At 43.3% G+C, this 19,891-nt stretch carries 12 protein-coding genes; 5 read left to right on the top strand and 7 right to left on the bottom strand.

Going from position 1 to position 19,891, the window contains the following annotated elements; all coding sequences use genetic code 11:
* Window positions 1-127: 127 nt before the first annotated feature.
* The 3 genes from PSBA01_RS00495 to PSBA01_RS00485 form a co-directional block, all read right to left on the bottom strand.
* Window positions 128-2,230, bottom strand: a complete 2,103-nt coding sequence (locus PSBA01_RS00495; RefSeq protein ID WP_186474732.1) for a beta strand repeat-containing protein — start codon at window positions 2,228-2,230, stop codon at window positions 128-130.
* Window positions 2,231-2,296: 66 nt separating this feature from the next.
* Window positions 2,297-2,761, bottom strand: coding sequence for a hypothetical protein (locus PSBA01_RS00490; RefSeq protein ID WP_093070858.1), 465 nt, complete (start codon window positions 2,759-2,761; stop codon window positions 2,297-2,299).
* 268 nt (window positions 2,762-3,029) lie between these two features.
* The gene (locus tag PSBA01_RS00485) at window positions 3,030-5,060 is read right to left on the bottom strand and encodes a hypothetical protein (protein ID WP_186474731.1); all 2,031 of its coding nucleotides are present in this window, start codon (window positions 5,058-5,060) and stop codon (window positions 3,030-3,032) included.
* A gap of 537 nt (window positions 5,061-5,597) precedes the next feature.
* On the opposite strand from PSBA01_RS00485, the gene aceE reads away from it, so the two are divergent.
* Together aceE and PSBA01_RS00475 are read left to right on the top strand one after the other, a co-directional pair.
* On the top strand, window positions 5,598-8,411 hold the full coding sequence (aceE, locus tag PSBA01_RS00480; protein ID WP_186474730.1) for a pyruvate dehydrogenase (acetyl-transferring), homodimeric type: 2,814 nt from the start codon (window positions 5,598-5,600) through the stop codon (window positions 8,409-8,411).
* A 25-nt stretch (window positions 8,412-8,436) separates the two neighbouring features.
* Entirely contained in the window at window positions 8,437-10,134 is a 1,698-nt protein-coding gene (locus PSBA01_RS00475; RefSeq protein WP_093070852.1) for a 2-oxo acid dehydrogenase subunit E2, read from the top strand.
* 162 nt (window positions 10,135-10,296) lie between these two features.
* Here the strand turns inward: PSBA01_RS00475 and PSBA01_RS00470 are convergent, their stop codons facing one another.
* Window positions 10,297-10,923 carry an OmpW/AlkL family protein gene (locus tag PSBA01_RS00470; RefSeq protein ID WP_071001346.1) on the bottom strand — a complete coding sequence of 209 codons (627 nt, stop codon included), beginning with the start codon at window positions 10,921-10,923 and terminating at the stop codon, window positions 10,297-10,299.
* Between the two features lie 890 nt (window positions 10,924-11,813).
* On the opposite strand from PSBA01_RS00470, the gene PSBA01_RS00465 reads away from it, so the two are divergent.
* Window positions 11,814-12,797, top strand: coding sequence for an ion transporter (locus PSBA01_RS00465; RefSeq protein WP_186474729.1), 984 nt, complete (start codon window positions 11,814-11,816; stop codon window positions 12,795-12,797).
* Between the two features lie 133 nt (window positions 12,798-12,930).
* On the opposite strand, the gene PSBA01_RS00460 is transcribed toward PSBA01_RS00465, so the two are convergent.
* The 3 genes from PSBA01_RS00460 to PSBA01_RS00450 form a co-directional block, all read right to left on the bottom strand.
* Complete coding sequence (locus PSBA01_RS00460) at window positions 12,931-13,578, bottom strand: TerD family protein (protein ID WP_186474728.1); 648 nt, start codon at window positions 13,576-13,578, stop codon at window positions 12,931-12,933.
* Window positions 13,579-13,628: 50 nt separating this feature from the next.
* Window positions 13,629-14,756 (bottom strand): helix-turn-helix transcriptional regulator, encoded by a 1,128-nt coding sequence (locus tag PSBA01_RS00455; protein WP_186474727.1) that lies wholly within the window; start codon window positions 14,754-14,756, stop codon window positions 13,629-13,631.
* Window positions 14,757-14,950: 194 nt separating this feature from the next.
* Complete coding sequence (locus PSBA01_RS00450) at window positions 14,951-17,716, bottom strand: AAA family ATPase (RefSeq protein ID WP_416383507.1); 2,766 nt, start codon at window positions 17,714-17,716, stop codon at window positions 14,951-14,953.
* A 379-nt stretch (window positions 17,717-18,095) separates the two neighbouring features.
* Between PSBA01_RS00450 and rsmG the strand changes: the two genes are divergently transcribed.
* Both rsmG and PSBA01_RS00440 read left to right on the top strand, forming a co-directional pair.
* Complete coding sequence (gene rsmG, locus PSBA01_RS00445) at window positions 18,096-18,812, top strand: 16S rRNA (guanine(527)-N(7))-methyltransferase RsmG (protein ID WP_186474725.1); 717 nt, start codon at window positions 18,096-18,098, stop codon at window positions 18,810-18,812.
* A gap of 258 nt (window positions 18,813-19,070) precedes the next feature.
* Window positions 19,071-19,850 carry a ParA family protein gene (locus PSBA01_RS00440; protein ID WP_186474724.1) on the top strand — a complete coding sequence of 260 codons (780 nt, stop codon included), beginning with the start codon at window positions 19,071-19,073 and terminating at the stop codon, window positions 19,848-19,850.
* The last annotated feature ends 41 nt before the right edge of the window (window positions 19,851-19,891 follow it).

Here is a 19,891-nt window from a genome sequence, read left to right as displayed (position 1 = left end):
CAATAAAATATAAAAGGGTCGGATAGTAATTCTCCAGCTTGGCTCATATAAATCAATTAGGTCAAGCTGGAGCGTTAGTCTATAAGCGTCTTGTGAAGCTTATAGACTTTGAAATGTTAAATATCAATTAACGAGCGTTTTTAATTTTGATTTTAAAAGTCAAGGTGCCAACGCCCTGAGGAACTAGGGTATAGTTAGTACCAAGAACTGCAGTACTGGTAGTACTAGCTATGCCTGCAGTAGATGAGGCAGTCGCAGAAGTAGCAGGTGAACCAGCTACTAAATCCGCACCAGTTGAAAAGTTAGACAACAAATCCGAGATGGTTAAAGCGTTAAGATTAAAACCTAACGCTGCTGAAGAAGTATTAGTCGCCTGAATACGATAGATAACACACTGATCAGGTTTCGCCTCCACCACATCCTGAATAAAGGTACTTGCAGCAACCGTACCTGAACAAGTCGCATCTAATGCTTGAGACTTCACTAAAGTTAAGCCTCTAACGTTAGTCGTATCAGTCACTGTAGTAGCAGCAGGTGCATTAATACCAGCAGGCGTTAGCGTTACAACAGAAGTTTCAGTGCTACCAACAGCTGCAGCATCAGCAACAGTTTCAGGAGCAGCTACATTGCCCGACGACACATTGTAGTTGATTGCTAATGTGCCACCAGGTGCAATACCATTTGGAAATTGAGCGGTTGGTAGTGTAGTGCTATTAAGAGTATATGTATTACCACCAGCAACGGTAGGTTGCAGCGTTATAGTAACCGGAGCGCCATTGCCAGGCGGCGTATAAGTAGCACTAACAGGACCAGTAACAGGTCTGACAGCCCCATTATTGCCACCATCAGCAATAGTGAAAGTCAATGGGTTAGTATTGGTACCTTCAGCATCTTGACCGCTGTTAGTAATGAGAGTTGAATGAGTCGCTTGACTAGCAGTACCTGAGGCAGGGGGAACTTCTCTAGTCGTTGGATTGCTCACCGCAACCGCTCGTCTGGTAAAGTTGGTCACACCAGGAGTATCTATACCAGCGCCGTTACCTTCACCCGCCTCATCAGGTATTCTAGTAACACCTACAGTGCCATCTGTACTATCGAAAATATCATAGTCAGTACCAAGTACAGGAGTAGCAGGTAGCGGGCTAACCGGACCGACGAACTTATCGTAGACTTCTGCGTTGTTAGTTACTGAACTATTAGCAGCTGTAAACTGATTTTTATCGACGTTAACCGTGAAAGTAATCGTGCGACTTGCGCCAACGGCTAAGTTCGCTACGGCAACATCAATAGCTTGTCGACCACCGATAGTGGAAATCGTCGCGGTACCAGCACCAGTTACGGTCACGTCTGATGCTGTGCCATTAGGCAAACTCAAACCTGCAGGAAGCACATCTCGAATGACAATATCAGTCGCAGCAGCACTATAGTCAGTAGTCGCGTTAGTGACTACGATACTATAAGCAATCTGTGGGTTAGCGACTGTCAAATCGACAGTACTGGTCGCTGTTTTTACAATTTTAAAGGTAGGCAATCTCACGATAGTTTGGTTTTCGTTTACCAATGTCGCACCAGGTGCATTATTAGCAGTAAAGAAAGTACTGGTCGCTGTTAATGTGCCTACACCTTTGTCATTACCGTTACGATTGTCTGGCGTAGCTGCTTCGTAGCTTAAGTTAGCTCTAGTACCTGGCTGTAGTCTAATAGTACCGCCATTAGTTAGGGTACCTGTCTGTGCTTGAGTTCCTAAAGCGGTGACTTGAGCAGAAGTTAGAGGAGTGCCATCTGCTTGTACAATAGTAAACGTAACAGGCGCAGTACCTAAAGGGTAGTCTGGAGTAGCCGTTACTAGTGATGAGTCATTACCTGTGGTGTTAATGGTATAAGTATCCGTCACGTTACCCGTGTTGGTTAAATTATGAGTAAAGGTAGTTGTACCACCTGGCGTAGCAGTCTGATTGATAGCAGTATCGTCACCAATACTACCATCATCAACAGTCGATGTAAGTGCAAAGTTAGCCGTTTCGCTAACGTTAACGGTTACTGTGTTAGAGGTTACAGATGGCTGACTGACGCCAGCAATACTGTAGCTTGCAGTTGCTACGTTATTAATTGGCGCAGCGCCTGCTGTTACAGCGTTAGCTGGGGTCGCTGCATTAGCGCCAGTAGACACACCCATTACTGCGGCGACGCCGACAGCTAGCAGGCTATAGTTAAAAGTGGTTGATTTCATATAATGCTCCAGAGTTAAGATTAAAAATTGAAACGTTAAAAGCGTGAAGGTTTAATGTCTATTGAATTAATTAACGGTGGTATTGAGAGCAACAGCTGCTGACTTTTTAGCTGGCAATAACTTAATATTCCAACGCAGAGTGCGGTATTCAGAATATGGAATCTTGACCATTTTGCCATCGACTTTACGCATAAGTGGTATATCAGCGTAATTCTCACCATCGATACTGGCTTGTGCACTTGCAGGCATCGCATCGCCAGTAAATGTCATATTGGCAGGAATAGGTAGCGTCACCATTAAATCGTTAATATCTTTATTGATGGTATTGGTATAATTCGCTTTATACTGAATCACAGTACCTGCCGGTGCGGTGCGTACTGGCTTATAGACTGTTTTACCTTCCGCATTCTTTATGACTTGATTGGCTGTTAGTTCCATTTTTAGAGCATCATCAGCATGTGCTACATTTAGTAAAGAGCTAGAAGCTATAGTAGCTAATAGAATATTACGTAGAATCTTGAAACGTTTCATATAAAATCCTTTCTTATACCGTTACTATCATTGGGATATTGATGCTTTGGGTTGCCGTGAAACTGTCTATCATTTGCTATCAGGGTCGTCTGTAAAAAGCACACATTCCCTTTTAAGCTATTGTAACGTAATCGATACAAGTATCAATTATAAAGATGATAAATGGTATTTCAAGATGACCAAACGGTAAAAGCCCTGTCTAAGAAGACAGGGCTTTTTTGTATTAGAAAAGGAAATAGTAATAATCTAGAGTTGCAATAGATAATAGCTACTGAGTGTTCGCTGTAGTGCCATATTTGGTATTAAAACGAATGGCCTGACGGCGAGTGGCTGTAGTAGCACCTAAGGAAAAAGTATTGGTGATCACTGTACCGTTGTTACCAATAGATACTGAGTTTGTTGCAAATGATGGAGTGCCACTATTTTCACCAATAGGTATTGGATTAGCTAAGGTAGAGGTAATTAGCGAATTATTAGAGTCGTTTTTACTCTGTAGCTTATCCTTGATAACAATATCTGTCAGAGAAACATTACCTCGATTGATAGCTTCAATTCTATAAGCGATACATTGTCCTGGCACAATGCCAGATATTGGTTTTATACTATACGCGCTGCTAGCACTACCTTCATAATTAACACCAATTGTGGCAAGGTTATTTAGACTACAGTCATGGACATACTGACTTTTGATTAATACCAACGCAGCATTTGCTTGGATAACATCACCGAAATCATTACTAGGATAGTTGTACTGACTATTAATGATGTTTATTTGTCGCACATCGCTTGTCGTGTCTACAGAATATGTATAATTACTAGGTTCATTCTGAGTGACACAGAGTCTTGTGTAACTGCCAACTTGTGCAGATGTCAAATTGAAGCTGTAGGTACCGTCACTATTGATATTCACTGTTTGAGGTGAAAACGTCCCACTATCACCGGCACATTTATTCAAAGTAATGGTGTGACCAGTGGTAAAGGGGATCCCAGATTCAGTTGGTGAATCGTACTTACCGTTGAAGTAAAAGACATTATTTAGATATTTATCTGATACATCGTCTTTATTTGGGCTTGCAACGTTACCGTTATCGTTAAATACGGTGCCTGAGAATACGTAGTTTGCACTATTAGTGATAGTACATGTAATTTCATCACCATAAGTAACATTACTAAGGGTGAATGAACGAGTTTTAGTAGTAGGGTTATAGCTCATTGCAGTCGTAGGCATAACTGTTGTACTACCTGTAGTAGCGTTGCTGCAAGTATAAGTAGCGTTATAGTTCGCTATATTACCCAAGGTCGTACCGTTCATAACACGCTCAGTAATGGTATAACTTGTACTCTCTGCCAAGCTAAGCGTTGCACTGGTTCCATTGGTGATTGTGGAGCCTGTACCAGTAGTAGTAAAGCTATTAGTCGCTACTGATCCGCCACTAACGACGATTTCAAATTGATCGTTAGCATTAACACGTGTACCACTCAACGTTTTTCTCACGATAACTTTAGGCGGTGCAAGACAAAAATAGAAATCTGAATAGCCTACTGCATGAGGGCTGTTTGTTTCACTTACTGTGTTATTGTGTTTTAGATTGAGTGCAATATCAGCGAGTGTATAGTTCCAATTAGCATCAATTGTACAGTCACCTGTACCACAGTTAAGGCCTCTTCTACCAGTGACTATATTTCTATTTGTATTAATAGTTTGATAGGTACTGTTATGCGTTAATTGTCCACCATTGGCAGACACGTCCACCTGTTCAATATACGGAGTTAAAGTACCATTAGTAACTGAGTCTACATCCTGAATCTTGTAACCTACTTTGCTGGTTGGACGGTTAATGCTCACATCCATGACATGGTTTGTTCTAGAATTCGCTGATACGGGAGAGTTATGAACAAGATTCAAAGCTGCAGTAGTGACTCCATTTAATGTTCCGTAAAAAGGTGGCGTACCACCATAATTACTATTGATATCTACAACCGAAGAAAAGTTTATCTTAAATATTTTGTTACCTGAAGATTCGGCAAATGTAAAAGTATTTGAAAGGTTTCCGGCAGTCCAACTAAGAGGTAAATTGACGACAGGTGCGCTTGTAGTTGATGCAGGTGGACTTGCGCCAATATAGTACATTTTATGATTGGCAGGACAAGCAGCAACTGCAGAGCTTTCATTTGTCGCAAAATTAGCCTGAGCATCATTTGTAATCAGTACAATAGTAAGTAGTGCGAATACGATAGAACTTGTGACACTATTTAATTTGGAGTATTTTTCCAAGAATAGATACTTGTGTTTATTCATCTTACTACCTCAGAGTGTCTTTTGACTTTTCATATTACTATGTAAGAAAAGTAAATATTAGTAATTTTATTTAACCAAATATAACTAAAGAATGAGTGGAAAGCTCATTAAAGAAGATGAAAGGTTAAATGATACGATGAGTAGTTTTATAAATGTAATTCAAGGACAAGATTAACTAAATATTTACCTAATAACTAATCATTATTTATTTAAAAAATACTTGTCATTTATTCATTTCTTTACAGCCATAAACAATTGCCTCGCAAACGCTTATAATAGAGTGTCAAAATCATTCATGACTGAATATACAGGGACAACAGTATGATCTGTTTTGTAGTTTCGTCCATTTGACGCATATGTCAGCTCTCAGTGGCACTATTTTGTATAATCTAGCTGTACCTCACCGTATGAAACAAGGGAATGCTTGGACATAGCAAGGAAGTCATAAGTAAACCGATATCTCACTTCACACCAGTATTTAACAAAGCCCTACCGTCTAGATAGGTAGGTATGACTGATATAAAAGGATCGACAACAATGAATTATTACAAGGATGCTGATAGCACCGAGACCAGAGAGTGGCTACAAGCCTTTGAGTCTGTTCTCAAACATACAGATAAGGATCGCGCGCAGTTTCTTCTAAAAGCCTTATACAATATGGCTGTTCAAGAAGGGCTACCATTCAACCGCCTTGATACTGCTTATATCAATACCATCGCAGTCGAGGACGAGCCAATGTATCCAGGCGATCTTGGTATGGAGCGTAAAATTCGTGCGTTGATTCGTTATAACGCTTTGGCAATGGTCATGCGTGCCAACAAAAACGATGATGATTTGGGTGGTCACTTGGCGTCATTTGCCTCTAGTGCCACGCTTTATGAAACAGGGTTCAACCATTTTTTCCGTGCGGCAAGCGATCACTTCGGTGGGGACATGATTTATTATCAAGGTCACTCAGCGCCAGGTATCTATGCACGTTCTTATTTAGAAGGTCGTCTAACCGAAGATCAGCTTGATAACTTCCGCCGTGAAGTGGGTGGTAAAGGCTTATCAAGCTATCCTCATCCATATTTGATGCCTGACTATTGGCAGTTCCCAACGGTATCAATGGGCTTAGGTCCGATCATGTCGATCTATCATGCTCACGTGCATCGTTACATGGAAAACCGTGGCTTACTCGAAAAAGAAGGCCGTAAGATTTGGGCATTCTTAGGTGATGGTGAGACGGATGAGCCAGAAAGCTTGGGCGCAATCTCTCTTGCTGGTCGTGAGAAGCTGGACAATCTAATTTGGGTTGTTAACTGTAATCTACAGCGTCTTGATGGTCCAGTCCGTGGTAATGGTAAAATTATTCAAGAGCTAGAGTCGGTATTTCGCGGTGCTGGCTGGCGTGTGATTAAAGTCATTTGGGGTGGTAAATGGGATAGCCTGCTTGCCAATGATGATACTGGCGTGCTCAAACATCGTATGGAAGAAGTGGTCGATGGTGAATACCAGCTATATGAAGCGCGTACGCCTGAATTTACTCGCAAAGAATTCTTTGGTAAATATCCTGAATTAAAAGAAATGGCAGATGCATTGACTGATAAAGACATTGCACGCCTAAACCGTGGTGGTCATGACCCAATGAAGGTCTATGCTGCGTTTAGCGAAGCGATGAAAACCAAAGGTCAGCCAACGGTCGTACTGGTCAAAACTGTCAAAGGCTATGGTTTGTCAAGCACAACACAAGCGGTCAATAAATCGCATCAAATCAAGAAGCTTGATCAAGAGGCGCTTGTGTATTTCCGTGATCGCTTTGATTTGCCATTTACCGATGAGCAATTAGAGACTCTACCATTCTACCGTCCTGAAGAAGGTTCGGCAGAGATGAAGTATCTAAAAGGTCGCCGTGAAGCATTGGGTGGTCATCTGCCAAACCGCCGTAGTGGCCATATTCCGCTGAACATCCCTGAGCTGTCGATATTTGATCGCGTATTAAAGGGTAGTAACGGCAAAGAACAATCAACGACGATGGTATTTGTACGTCTGTTATCAGCCATGCTGAAAAACAAAGACATCCAAGATCGCGTGGTACCAATCGTACCAGACGAAGCGCGTACCTTTGGTTTAGAAGGTATGTTCCGTCAATTGGGTATTTACTCTGCGGTCGGACAAAAATATACGCCAGAAGATAGCGAAGCATTGATGGGCTATAAAGAAGCCATCGATGGCCATATGTTAGAAGAAGGTATCAACGAAGCGGGTGCGATGAGTACATGGATTGCCTTGGCAACCAGTTACTCTGTGAACGCGCTACCAATGATTCCGATGTACATCTATTACTCGATGTTTGGCTTCCAGCGCATAGGTGACTTGGCGTGGGCAGCAGGTGACTGTCAGGCACAAGGCTTCTTATTAGGGGCTACTGCGGGTCGTACGACTTTGAATGGTGAAGGCTTGCAGCATCAAGATGGCCATTCGCAGATTTTGTTTAACACCGTACCGAACTGCGTGAGCTATGACCCTTGCTATGGTTATGAGTTGGCGGTCATCATGCATGATGGCCTACGTCGGATGTACGGAGAAGGCGAGCGCGTTTATTATTACCTAACGCTAATGAACGAAAACTACGACCAGCCTGCCATGCCAGAAGGAAGCGAGGAAGGTATCAAGCGCGGTATGTATTTGCTTGAAGACAACGGCTCAACTCAGGTACAGCTATTGGGTTCAGGCGTGATTCTACGTGAAGTACAAAAAGCGGCTCAGATCCTAAAAGATGAGTTCAATATCACATCAAACGTTTGGAGTGTCACCAGCTTCAACGAGTTGACTCGTGATGGTATGGTTTGTGACGACTACAACCGTCTACATCCAATGAATGAAGAAAAAGTGCCATGGGTTACTGAGCAATTAGCACCGCACGAAGGCATCGTAGTTGCAGCCACTGACTACATGCGTAACTACTCAGAGCAAATTCGTGCTTGGTTACCAGACAACCGTCCTTATACCACGCTTGGCACAGATGGTTATGGCCGCTCTGATACTCGCGAGAACCTACGCAGCTTCTTTAACGTTGATGCGGCTCATATCGTTGTCGCCACGCTTAAGCGCTTAGCGGATGAGGGTGAAGTCGAGATGCGTTTGGTAAAAGATGCGATTTCAAGCTTAGGCATCGATGCGGATCAGCCACCTGCATGGCACCAACAGTCTTATTATGATCATTCTCCAGATGCACCTGCACCAGGCAAAGTCAACCCAAGTCCTGTGCCTGAGTTCGTTGCTGAAGACGATGAAGATATCAGCAATGAAGGCCGCGCCGAAGATCAAGCAGATGCGCCCTTGCTCAATGACGGTGATGTCAAAGAATAATAATCATAAGACTAGGAGATAAAACATGGACATTAAAGCCCCCGATTTGGGTGTCGATAGTGCTGAAGTCAGCGAAATTATGGTAGCAGTGGGTGATGTCATCGCAAAAGATGACAACATCGTTTTGTTAGAGTCTGACAAAGCGTCAGTTGAAGTACCAAGCTCTGCTGCTGGTAAAGTCACCAAAATCAATGTCGCCATCGGCGATCAAGTCAGCGAAGGCATGGTATTGATCGAAGTAGAGAGTGCTGACGCAAGCGATGATAATGACGATACTGCCGAAGAAGTAACTGATTCAGAACAAGCAGACGATAATAATGAAGACGCACCTGTTGAAGATGATGCAGATGCAGAAGAAGCGACTGATGATGCTGGCGAAGGCGCATCGACTACCCATGCACTGCCAGATATAGGCGTTGATGAAGCGCAAGTGGCTGAGATTATGGTGAGTGTAGGCGACACGGTCAGTGCCGATGAGTCTATCCTACTGATTGAGTCAGACAAAGCCTCAGTCGAAGTGCCTGCACCAGAAGCAGGCGTAGTTGAAAAAATCTTGGTTAATGCTGGTGACACTGTTGCCAACGGTCAAGACTTTATCGTTATTAAAGCGGCAGGTACTCCTAAGGCAAAACCGAAAGCAGATACTGCTAAAACTGAAGATAAAGCGGACAAGCCTGCACCGAAAACTGAAAGCAAGTCACAGCCAGCCCCAACAGGCGAGCCAGAGCAAGCGCCTGCACCGACCTCAACTGCTGCACCTGCGGGCAAAAAATTGAGCGAAGCGGAAGTCAATGAAAAGTTGGTTGATGTATATGCAGGTCCTGCTGTACGTAAATTGGCTCGTCAGCTTGGCGTCGATATCACACAGGTAAAGGGTTCAGCACTAAACGATCGCATTCTAAAAGAAGATCTGTTTGCGCATGTTAAAAACCGTTTGACCACCCAACAAGCCGCACCAGCTGCTCAGGGTGCTGTTAGCTCAGGTCTGCCAAAACTACCTGATATGAGCAATGTTGAAATCTGGGGCGAAACAGAAACCCAAGATTTAAGCCGCTTGCAAAAAGTGTCAATCCCGCAGCTGAACTACAATACCTATCTACCGCAAGTGACACAGTTTGATTTGTCTGATATCACCGAAACTGAAAAACTACGCGGTGAGCTAAAGGGTGACATGAAGGCGCAAGGTATTGGCCTGACTATTTTGGCCTTTATTGTTAAAGCAACTGCTTACGCCTTGACTCAGCATCCACGTTTCAACAGTCATTTGAGCGACGATAATACACAAATTATCTTACGTAAGAGTGTCAACATGGGTATTGCGGTTGCGACTGATGACGGCCTAGTGGTTCCTGTGATTAAAAATGCACAGGACAAAGGCATCAAGCAGATCGCGATTGAAATTGGTGAGCTTGCAGGCAAAGCCCGTGATAAAAAGCTCACTACTAAAGATATGCAAGGTGCCAGCTTTACCATATCAAGCCAAGGTATCTTGGGCGGTACATCATTCACGCCACTGGTCAACTGGCCACAAGTAGGCATCTTGGGCGCATCAGAAGCGACCATGCAGCCAGTTTGGAATGACGCTAAGCAAACTTTTGAGCCGCGCTTGATGCTGCCATTATCATTGTCTTATGACCACCGCGTCATCAATGGTGCGGATGCAGCGGTATTCACTCGCTATGTTGCTACATTGCTTGCTGATCCACGCCGTATTTTGCTATAGCTGATACGCTACTTTAAAAACTAAAACCAAAAAAAGACTGCCTAAGGGTGGTCTTTTTTTTGAGCAGTACTGTATTAGATATGAGTAACTATCAGCCAAAAAAAAGCCAGCATCAGCGCTGGCTTTTTATACTTAGATCATCGAGTTTAATACGATTTGTGATTAAAACTGTTTAACAAATGCAATGCCATATGCCCAAGGGCTGATATCGATTTCACCGATGTCACCGCCATCTAAAGTAGCATCTGTTTTGATGTCCATATAGCGTGCATCGATACGGAAAGCTTCAGTTGGAGCGAAAGGAATGTCTAAACCGACATGACCAGCCACACCAACACTATCATCAAGATCTAAATCACCACCAGTAGAGATTCTTTCTTTAAAAAAGGTCGTATAGTTCACGCCAACACCAACGAATGGCTTGATATTCATTGGCATGTTGTCAGAGTCAAAGTGATATTGCACAGAAAGAGTTGGTGGTAAATGTTGGGTTTTACCTGTTAAAACTTGTGTGCCATCCGCACTGTTTAGATCAAAATCATGATGAAATGGAAGTGCTGCGAGTAGCTCAACACCGACATTGTTGGCAATGAAATACTCACCACTAATAGTTGGCTGTATATCGCCGTCAACATCAACAGACAAACCATTATCTAGAGTGCCATTATCACTTTTAGGGTCAACATAATGTGCACCAGCCGCAATAGACCAAGTGCCAGAAGGTACGGCAAAAGCAGTGGTCATGGTAAGGGCAGTGGCAGCGGCTAAAACTAGGGATTGTAGTTTCATGATTTGGTTCCTTAATATATTAAAAGGTTATCAGTGCTAATGAGGGATGACATTGCACACTGATACATAATGTTATAATGGATGATAAAGCGGTAACATTATGACTCCATTATAGTATAAAACCACAATTACTGTAAGGTTTTAATTGTGCTTTACTAAGTTTTATTTAATTATTTATAGTAAAGGCAATAACGGTATAATTATTTTGATTATTTAAAAAAATTGATTATTGTGAGGTAGGGTATAAGCCTGTTGTGATACTCTGAAAATAGGTAGATAAGAATTATAGTCAATCCACTAAAAAAGCGTTACAGCGTTAACCTCGCTTGTAGTATGACGTATACATCTGCACTCGGTTGCCTTGTACCACTCTTAAATTGGATCAACTATATATTGATTATTGCTAATGTCTAAACGGTAGAATTGGAAATAAATGGTGACGGCTTACTGAATTGATATTCATGATTTGATAAAAGGCGTACGTATTATGCTTGGTTATTGTAGCAACTCCCCACTACGTTGTAAGAACGCCCGTTCTACCAAAATATTGAATCAGGTAGATTCTTGTTGCCCTGAGTGCCATTTATTTTTAGTACCTGCTCAAGACATCAGCCAGCAATTGCCCGCTGATGAGCAGTTTTTACGATTATCAGTAGTAGGCACCGCATTGGTGCTATTAATAGCAGTCTATCTTTATTATCTACATAGGACATAATAGCGGCTGCTGATGAACAGGCGATAAGCCAATGCCATGCTGGGTCATGTCAAATAGTTGATATTTTCGTATTGATGAAAGCGTGCGCTCTTGATGATAGAGCGCTTGAACACCTTGCAAGGCAGTTAATTTATTTTATTTATATAATACCTGTATTTCACCGAATAGGGACGGCATGCTACTCCAATCTATAAGGCGCTTACGTCATTTTGTTTATGATACGTTGCAAAATGATGAACATGACACTTTATTTAGCCGCTATATTGATTATTTTCTCATATTTTTGATTATGACCAATGTGGCAGCTGTGATTGCTGAGTCAGTTGACAGCTGGTACTACCCTTATCAAAATTATTTTACTTGGTTCGAAAACTTCTCTATTGTGGTCTTTTCTATTGAATATTTGCTGAGACTATGGAGTGTTGCTGAAGCCAAACCGGACAATACAACGTGGAAACAGCGTTGGGATTGGATCAGAAGTCCTTCCGCACTCATTGACTTGGTAGCCATTGTTCCAGCCTTCTTAAACTTCTTCGTCAATATTGATCTGCGTTTCTTACGTATTTTGCGTTTGTTCCGTATTCTCAAATTGACCCGCTATTTTGCGTCCATGCGTATCCTTTTGGTGGTCATCAGTAAAGAACGCGGCTCGTTTCAAGCGGTTATTTTTATATTGATTATTATGATTGTGACCGCCTCGAGTGGCATTTATTTGGTCGAAAACCATGCGCAGCCAGAAGAGTTTGAGTCAATACCCAAGGCGATGTGGTGGGCTGTGGTAACGCTCACGACCGTGGGTTATGGGGATGTCACACCAATCACTAATGCTGGCAAGATATTGGGTGCTATTATTACGATATTGGGTGTGGGTCTAGCGGCACTGCCTGCAGGTATTTTGGCAACGGGTCTTGCAAATGAGTTGGCGCAGCGCCGCGAAGAGCTTGAGCAGCATTTTCGTGAGCAGCTGATCGATAGCGACTTTGATTTGGTACAAAATCAGATGATGATTGATAAGATTCGCCGAGAGCTAGGATTAGACAAAGAGCAAGCACAAAATATCGTACTACAAGTACTGCGTGAACAAGAGCTTGAGCGGCGAGAAAAAGAAGTGGAGGTGCGTCAAAAGAATTTTTGCCCACATTGCGGTGAGGTTTTATAGCTTAGTATCTATTAGGCAATCATAGAAATTTATGCTTAAGATTTCTAGAAATGAATATGTTTGGCAGGAAAAATAAAAGGGTATTGTGTGATTAAGACGCAGTACCCTTTGTAGATTTTATAATCGACTGACGTTATATTCCTTGAGGAATCGGTAGTGCCCGTGCTAATTCATGTGCGACTTCTTGTGCTGCATTCGATAGATCTTCAGCGCTCAGTGGTAAGTTTTGTAGGGTTAAATGCCAGTCATCAACGGATCGGCGCAAATGAGCCACCCAAAGCGTCTTACAATCACGTGGGAGCTGCTTTAGGTTGACTTCAAAACAGCGGTTACCCTCATCATCACTCAAATGAATCTCACCTTTTTTGACCCTAGAGAGTGAGTGCCCGTGATAGGAGTTGGCAATCAAAGCGATATGAGTGATATGTAAGGGAATTTCTTCTAGCTCTAGTCTGATTTGTTCTTGATCAAGCGGAGCCAAATACATGGCTTGCTCTCCGCGATCCTTACCGTTTAGACTGTCTCCTTGGTGCTTGACGGACTCAGCTTTGTCACGTAATTGTTTGAACCAGACAATATCACTAATGATGCAATTGTCATCATATAAAACGCAAGCCAGATCGATATCTACCGCGCTTTTGTCCTTTTTAAAACGCTTCAACAACCCTTTTGGCTCGATCTTAGTAAATTCATAGTTGAGCGCAAAAAATAACGTTCCCGTATCCAAGCCCAGTCCTCTTAAACTGTCGGAAAGCAGCGGTGATGAGGCAGTGGTTGGCATAATATTCCTTTTTTAATTTTTAGTGGTTAACGATTAGTGTCATTCGAGTGTTATTCGTTGTTTGTCATTGCAGGTTGGTCCAATACCGCTTGATAAAGGAGTGCAGGCTTGGCGTCTAACAGTCCACTGCCAAAACCACGTAACCACCAGACCAGCTGTGAGGTCAAATTAACAGTCGCTTTTATTGTTAGGGTGTCGTCGTCGTTTGATGTGACGATTTGATCATCACTCAGCTTGCTCTCAGTGAGGCTTCGGCCTGCTTTTTGGGTAAATTGTAGCTCAACGGCTGTATTTTTACCACGCTCAGCCAGTTCACCAAATAACGGATGGCTAAAGCCCATGCTGCCTTCATCCAAATAAGTATCGAGTTGAAAGTTATCTGGTGTCTGTGCTGCGCTTTCTAAAATCTCGACTCTATCAAATCGATGCAGCGCAAAAGTGCGAATGGTGGCTTTTGGGTCATCGGTACGAGTCGCCAGTAGGTAAATAATCACACCACGCTGGATAATGGCAATAGGGTTTAGCGTATATTCGCTGGCCTCTGACTTATTGCTGCGAGTGTAGCAGGCATTGATTTGCAGCTGATAAAACAATGCATGGTAAATGTTGTCTTTGCTATCTAAATCTATATCTGGGGCAATAAGTGGCTGGGTAGCAGGTTCGATACGCACGCGGTCTATCCATGAATGCGTGACTTTACTGTTTTTGAGCTGTCGTCTTGCTAGATCAAACCACGGAAATAGCTCATCTAAAATCACAGGCGGCAATAGCTGAGTGAGATTGGCCTCAACCATATTAAAAGCAACTGCCTGCGATAGATTCATATGCGGCAAGCTTTGCAGCGGCGCATCCTCTTTCCAGCGCCAACCTTGTGGATTGGCGTTGTTTTTTTCGATAGGAAAGCGTTTGGCCAATGCGTTCAAATCACGTTGCACGGTACGCAGGCTGATGTCAAAACCGGCCATCATGAGCTGTTCATAAATATGCGTCGTACCTACCCAGCGATTGCGCTGTAGCTGTGACAGCACTTGCCATTGACGAGCCGTTGTCGCTGCCCCGTAACGATTGTCTTGGGTCTCTTTTAACACATCATTTTCTGCCGCCTCTATTGCAACTGCTTGCTCATCAGAATCTGATTGAGCTTGAAGGTTATTGGCATTAGTAGAATGTACAGTCATCAAAAAATACCCTTTATAAAGTCACAGGTTATTGTTCTACAGATTTTGGCTGGTTGTTTATCATCTCAGAAAAGTATCAAAGCGTCTAGGGACGTTCGTATACATTTAGACATCGTTTAGGCGCCATCTAAGCGCCGTCTAAACATGGTCTAGATACGTTCTAGTTATCATTTTGGTGTGTTGTCATTGACACTTTAAGCTTCACTTTGCTCATGGTTATCAGTGACGTCACTATCGTTATTTTCGCCTTTACGTTTTTCTTTTTCTATTTTGTCCTCTTTTTTTTGGCGCTTAGCTTTGCGTTTTTTCTTCTCTTTCTTTTTTGACTTTTTATCATCTACCTCATCATCGCCGTCTTGGTTCTCATCCCATAACATCAGACGATTTAGGACTTTGCCAAATAAGGTGTCTTTGCGGTAGCGACCTTTTTTATTCATGGTATCGATGGGTAGGCCTGTCATCAAGGTCAATGCTTCACTCAAGGTATAAACGCCATAAATATGAAAGTCGCCGTCTTTTACCGCAGTAATGATATCGTCGCGTAGCATGAGTTGTTTGACATTGGCCATTGGAATGACTACGCCTTGAGCGCCCGTCAACTCTTGCTCACGGCACGCATCAAAAAAGCCGGCGATTTTGGCATTGATACCACCAACTGCTTGTACTTCGCCCAGCTGATTCATAGAACCAGTAATGGCAAAGGATTGATCAATAGGGACATTTGCTAAAGCGGATAGTAGCGCACAACCTTCACTGACAGTGGCACTATCACCATCGATATGGGCGTAGCTTTGTTCAAACGCGAGCGAAGCGCTGAAGTTTAGTGCATGGTGTTGGCTAAATAACGCACGCAAATAACTGGTCATGATTAGCATCCCTTTAGCGTGCAAGCTACCACCCAAGTCTACATCACGCTCGATATCAAGGATTTCACCTGCGCCAATATTGGGCTGAATAACGGCAGTGAGGCGCGCTGGCATGCCAAACTCACTATCGGCATAGCTGACGACGGTCAGGGCGTTGACTTGCCCAACTGCAGTGCCTTGGGTTTGAATCAGCTGCTGGCCGTTTTTGAGTTCGTCCCAGTATAGATCGCGCAAATATCCTGAGCGCTCATCCATGTCGTCAATTGCCTGAGTGACATGATCTGCTGTCACCACTGTCTCATCATTTAAACGAGCGTGACGGTTTGATTCATGCAACAGTTTAATCAACAAATCACTGTGTAGGCTTAAACGGTCCTGCTCTTCAGCTTGCAAGCTTAAATGCTCAAGCAACGTGGCTTGCGCGCTACTATCGAATGGATAGAGATCAGCATAATCGATGATGTCTGCCATTTTCGCTACCAGTGCCAATTCATGCTCGCTGGTGCGCGTCACATCATCATGAAAGTCCGCGCGAACTTTAAACACTGCATCAAACTCAGGCTCAAGCTCAAGCAGCTCATAATATAAGTCTGCTTCACCTAATAAGATCACTTTGATATCAAGATCAATGGGCGCTGGTGATAAAGACAAGCTACCTGTTAGCGTTAGCATTTGCTCAAGGCTTGAGAGCTTAATTTTGCGTGACTGTAGCGCGCGCTTTAGACCTTGCCATGCATAAGGATGCTCAAGTAGATGGCTGGCTTCTAGCAGCAGATAGCCGCCATTGGCACGGTGTAGGGCACCTGCGCGAATCATACTGACATCAGTCGTTACTGTCCCTAATTGAGTGATTTGCTCAACATGACCCAATAAGTTTAGATGGGTTGGTAAGTCTTCAAAGACAACAGGCGCGCCACTGTCTGGTGCGTGACTGACAATGACATTGACCGCGTAACGGCTGGGTGTTGTGGTCAATACAGCCGTCACAAACTCTTCATCATCGCCGTTAACGATACGCTCTACATGGGTAACCATATCGGCAAATATGGCTTTGAGATAGTCAACCACAAGTGGGTGCGTGGCAAATTGCTCATAAACAGGCGCGAACAAAGGCTGTAGTGCACGGCGCGCGATACTGCGATGCAGTGATTCTATCGCATCGTTGGCTTCGTCTTCTAACTGCTCCAACGCAATGGTTAGTTGACTGAGGCGCTTTTGCATATGGTTTTTTTGGACAAAGTTATTTAACTCAGCCTCGTACTCACTGTTACCATACTCAGAATTTTGAGCGTTGTTTTGCTCTTCATCATGGTTAGTCTTATCGTTGCTCAATATATTGGCTTTTTCGTTATCATTTCTTGGCGACGAATTTGCACTGTTGCTAGATGATTCTGAAGCCTTTACAGGGTCGCTACTACTGTCTGTCGTCAACTGACTGGGATGGACGAAAACTGCCTTGTTATCAAACGAGCGAAACGTCAAGGCGAGGTCATACTGTTTGCCCTCAGCGTTTAGCGCGTCGTAAGCATGACTCTCTTTTTGATGCGTATTATTTTTAATCGCTTCGATTTTACTTTGGTATTGGTCGCTACGAAAGCGTTGGCTTAGTCGCTTTTTTGCTTGTTGCCACAAGTTATTGACCTGCTGTTGTAGCAAGGCGGCTTGCCCTGCAGGTAGACGCAGAGCCAGTGGCGTACGTGGATCGGTAAAATTGTGCACATAAACCCAATCATCAGGCGTTGGTGCGTCGGCGGCAATACGGGCCAACAGGCGACTGATGACAGTACGCTTACCCAAGCCGTTCTCGCCAGCAGCAAACACATGATAGCCACTTGCATTGATGTCTAGCGCTGTATGCAAGGCTTTGAGCGCACGTTGTTGACCGAAGCCAACATCTAAGTCAGGCGCAGTACGTGTGTCTGTAGGCAGCTCATCAGGGTCGCTATAGCGTTTTAGTTGCTCAGCCGAAATACGGCAGCTTTTTTGAACCTCAGTAAAAATAGGATTTGGGGCGTTAGATATTACTGGTTTATCGTCTTGTGAGTCAGCGGTAGGTGGTACCATATTATTAGCGTCTTTTGATATTTGAGACATAAGGGGGTAGGGTCGTTCGGTCATAGGTTTTTGAGAGATCGTTTTAAAGGTATTGAAAGAGTATGAGGGATAATATATTTATTCTGGTCATGCGCGCATTGAATTTTTTATAATTAATAGTGACATCTTACAAGATATCGTCGCATTTTAGCGAAGTCATTAAACGCAGTTTGTCTCATATTTACAGGAATCCTTGATCATGATAAACGAAAAATAAAGAAACTAGGCAAGGCGTTTTATGCTGTTAACGCAGAATAACGCGTCATGAACGGTGCAGATAGTATAAGATGTCCCACATTGGCGCAATCTGCAACTATTCAATGAGCAGACTGCATGATAAAATAGGCGGTTCACATGTCAAAACTGGATAACTCGTTGTATGTCAGCTTCCGCTAAAACCTCTTCGTCGTCTACTAGCACGGGTAAAATCAATATTGATCCGACTGGCTTTGTGAAGCTTGGCTCACAATTGCCAAAGCTGGCCAGTATCTTAGCACAAGCCGTAAGTGAGCTAAGTCTATCACTAAGTGAGAAACAGCAGCGCACGTTATTACTATACTTAGACCAGCTTTTGTTGTGGAATAAAGCGTATAATCTGACCGCCATCACCGATCCAGAAGAAGCGCTGATCAAACATGTGATTGATTGCTTGTCTATTATAACGCATTTGCCGACAGGGTCGCTGCTTGATATCGGTACAGGTGCAGGGTTGCCTGCAGTGATTATTGCGATTTGTCAGCCTGAGCGCTCGTGTACAGCCCTTGATAGTAATCAAAAAAAGATTCGCTTTATTAAGCAGATCAGCAGTGAGCTTGGCTTACGTAATATGCAACCGATCGCTTCGCGTATCGAAGCGCACGAAGCCAGCTATGATGTGGTGACTTCTAGAGCGTTTGCCAGTTTGATAGATTTTGTGGAAGTAGCGCAGCCGAGATTGGCAGATGGCGGTTATTTGTGTGCTATGAAAGGCAAGGCACCGAGCGATGAAGAGCTACAAGCGCTCGATAGTGATTGGCACATTAAGACGATTAAGCTGACAGTGCCGCGTCTGCATGATAGTCGTCATTTGATTGAAATGTCTGCTAAAAATGCCTGAAAGGTAGATACTTCTCAGTCATGAAACAGCAGTCGTTTTTTGTGAAACGCAGTTTACGTTTGTACCTAAATGGCATAGTATTTAAAAGCACTGAAAATATACAAACGAAAATTGGGTAATTTATAAAAGAATTTTTTTATAAATGGCTGCCTTTCATGAAGCGCTGATTTAGTAGCACTGCATAAGCATATAAGATTGAGCGGCAAATAAATTAAAAGAAAAAGTCAGTAACAGACCTTAATAAAATTGAGTGAGTGTATGGAAATCATAGCAATTGCGAATCAAAAAGGCGGCGTGGGCAAAACCACGACGGCGGTAAACTTGACCGCCAGTTTAGCTGCTAAGCGCAAGCACGTACTACTGATTGACTTAGACCCACAGGGCAATGCAACCAGCGGTACTGGTGTCGACAAAAACGAGCTGACGCTTACCATAGCCGATGTTTTACTGGATGGTGTCGCGCTGTCGGAAGCCATTGTGACCAGTCCGGCAGGGTTTGATGTTATCGGTGCCAATCGTGATTTGGCTGGTATGGACATCACATTGATGAGTAAAACGGACAGTCACGAGCTGTTCAAAACGGCGATGAAAAATCTGGTTGATGCGCAGACATCCTCGCAACAGCCGCCATACGATTACGTGATTATAGACTGTGCACCCAGTTTGAACCTACTGACGATTAATGCCTTGGTTGCAACTGATAGTGTGATTATCCCAATGCAGTGTGAATATTATGCATTAGAGGGATTAGCGGATTTATCACAGACGATTGAGCGTCTTACTGAATTAAACCCTAAGTTATATATTCGCGGTGTTGTGAGAACGCTGTTTGATGCGCGTAACACGCTTGCCCGTGATGTGTCTGCTGAATTAGAAGCGCACTTTGGCGATATTATGTATAAGACTCATATTCCAAGAAACATTCGCCTAGCAGAAGCACCCGCGCATGGTCTACCAGTGATTGCTTATGAGAGATGGTCAAAAGGCGCGCGCGCCTATCAAAAATTGGCCGCTGAAGTGATGAAGCAAAGTAGCTAGTTTTTCTATAAAAGCTTTCGAACAATAAAGCACTTAACATT

Origin of the sequence: Psychrobacter sp. KCTC 72983 (genome assembly GCF_014280455.1) — a bacterium.
GTDB classification, from domain to species: Bacteria; Pseudomonadota; Gammaproteobacteria; order Pseudomonadales; family Moraxellaceae; genus Psychrobacter; species Psychrobacter pacificensis.
This window is presented reverse-complemented; position numbering and strand designations above follow the sequence as displayed.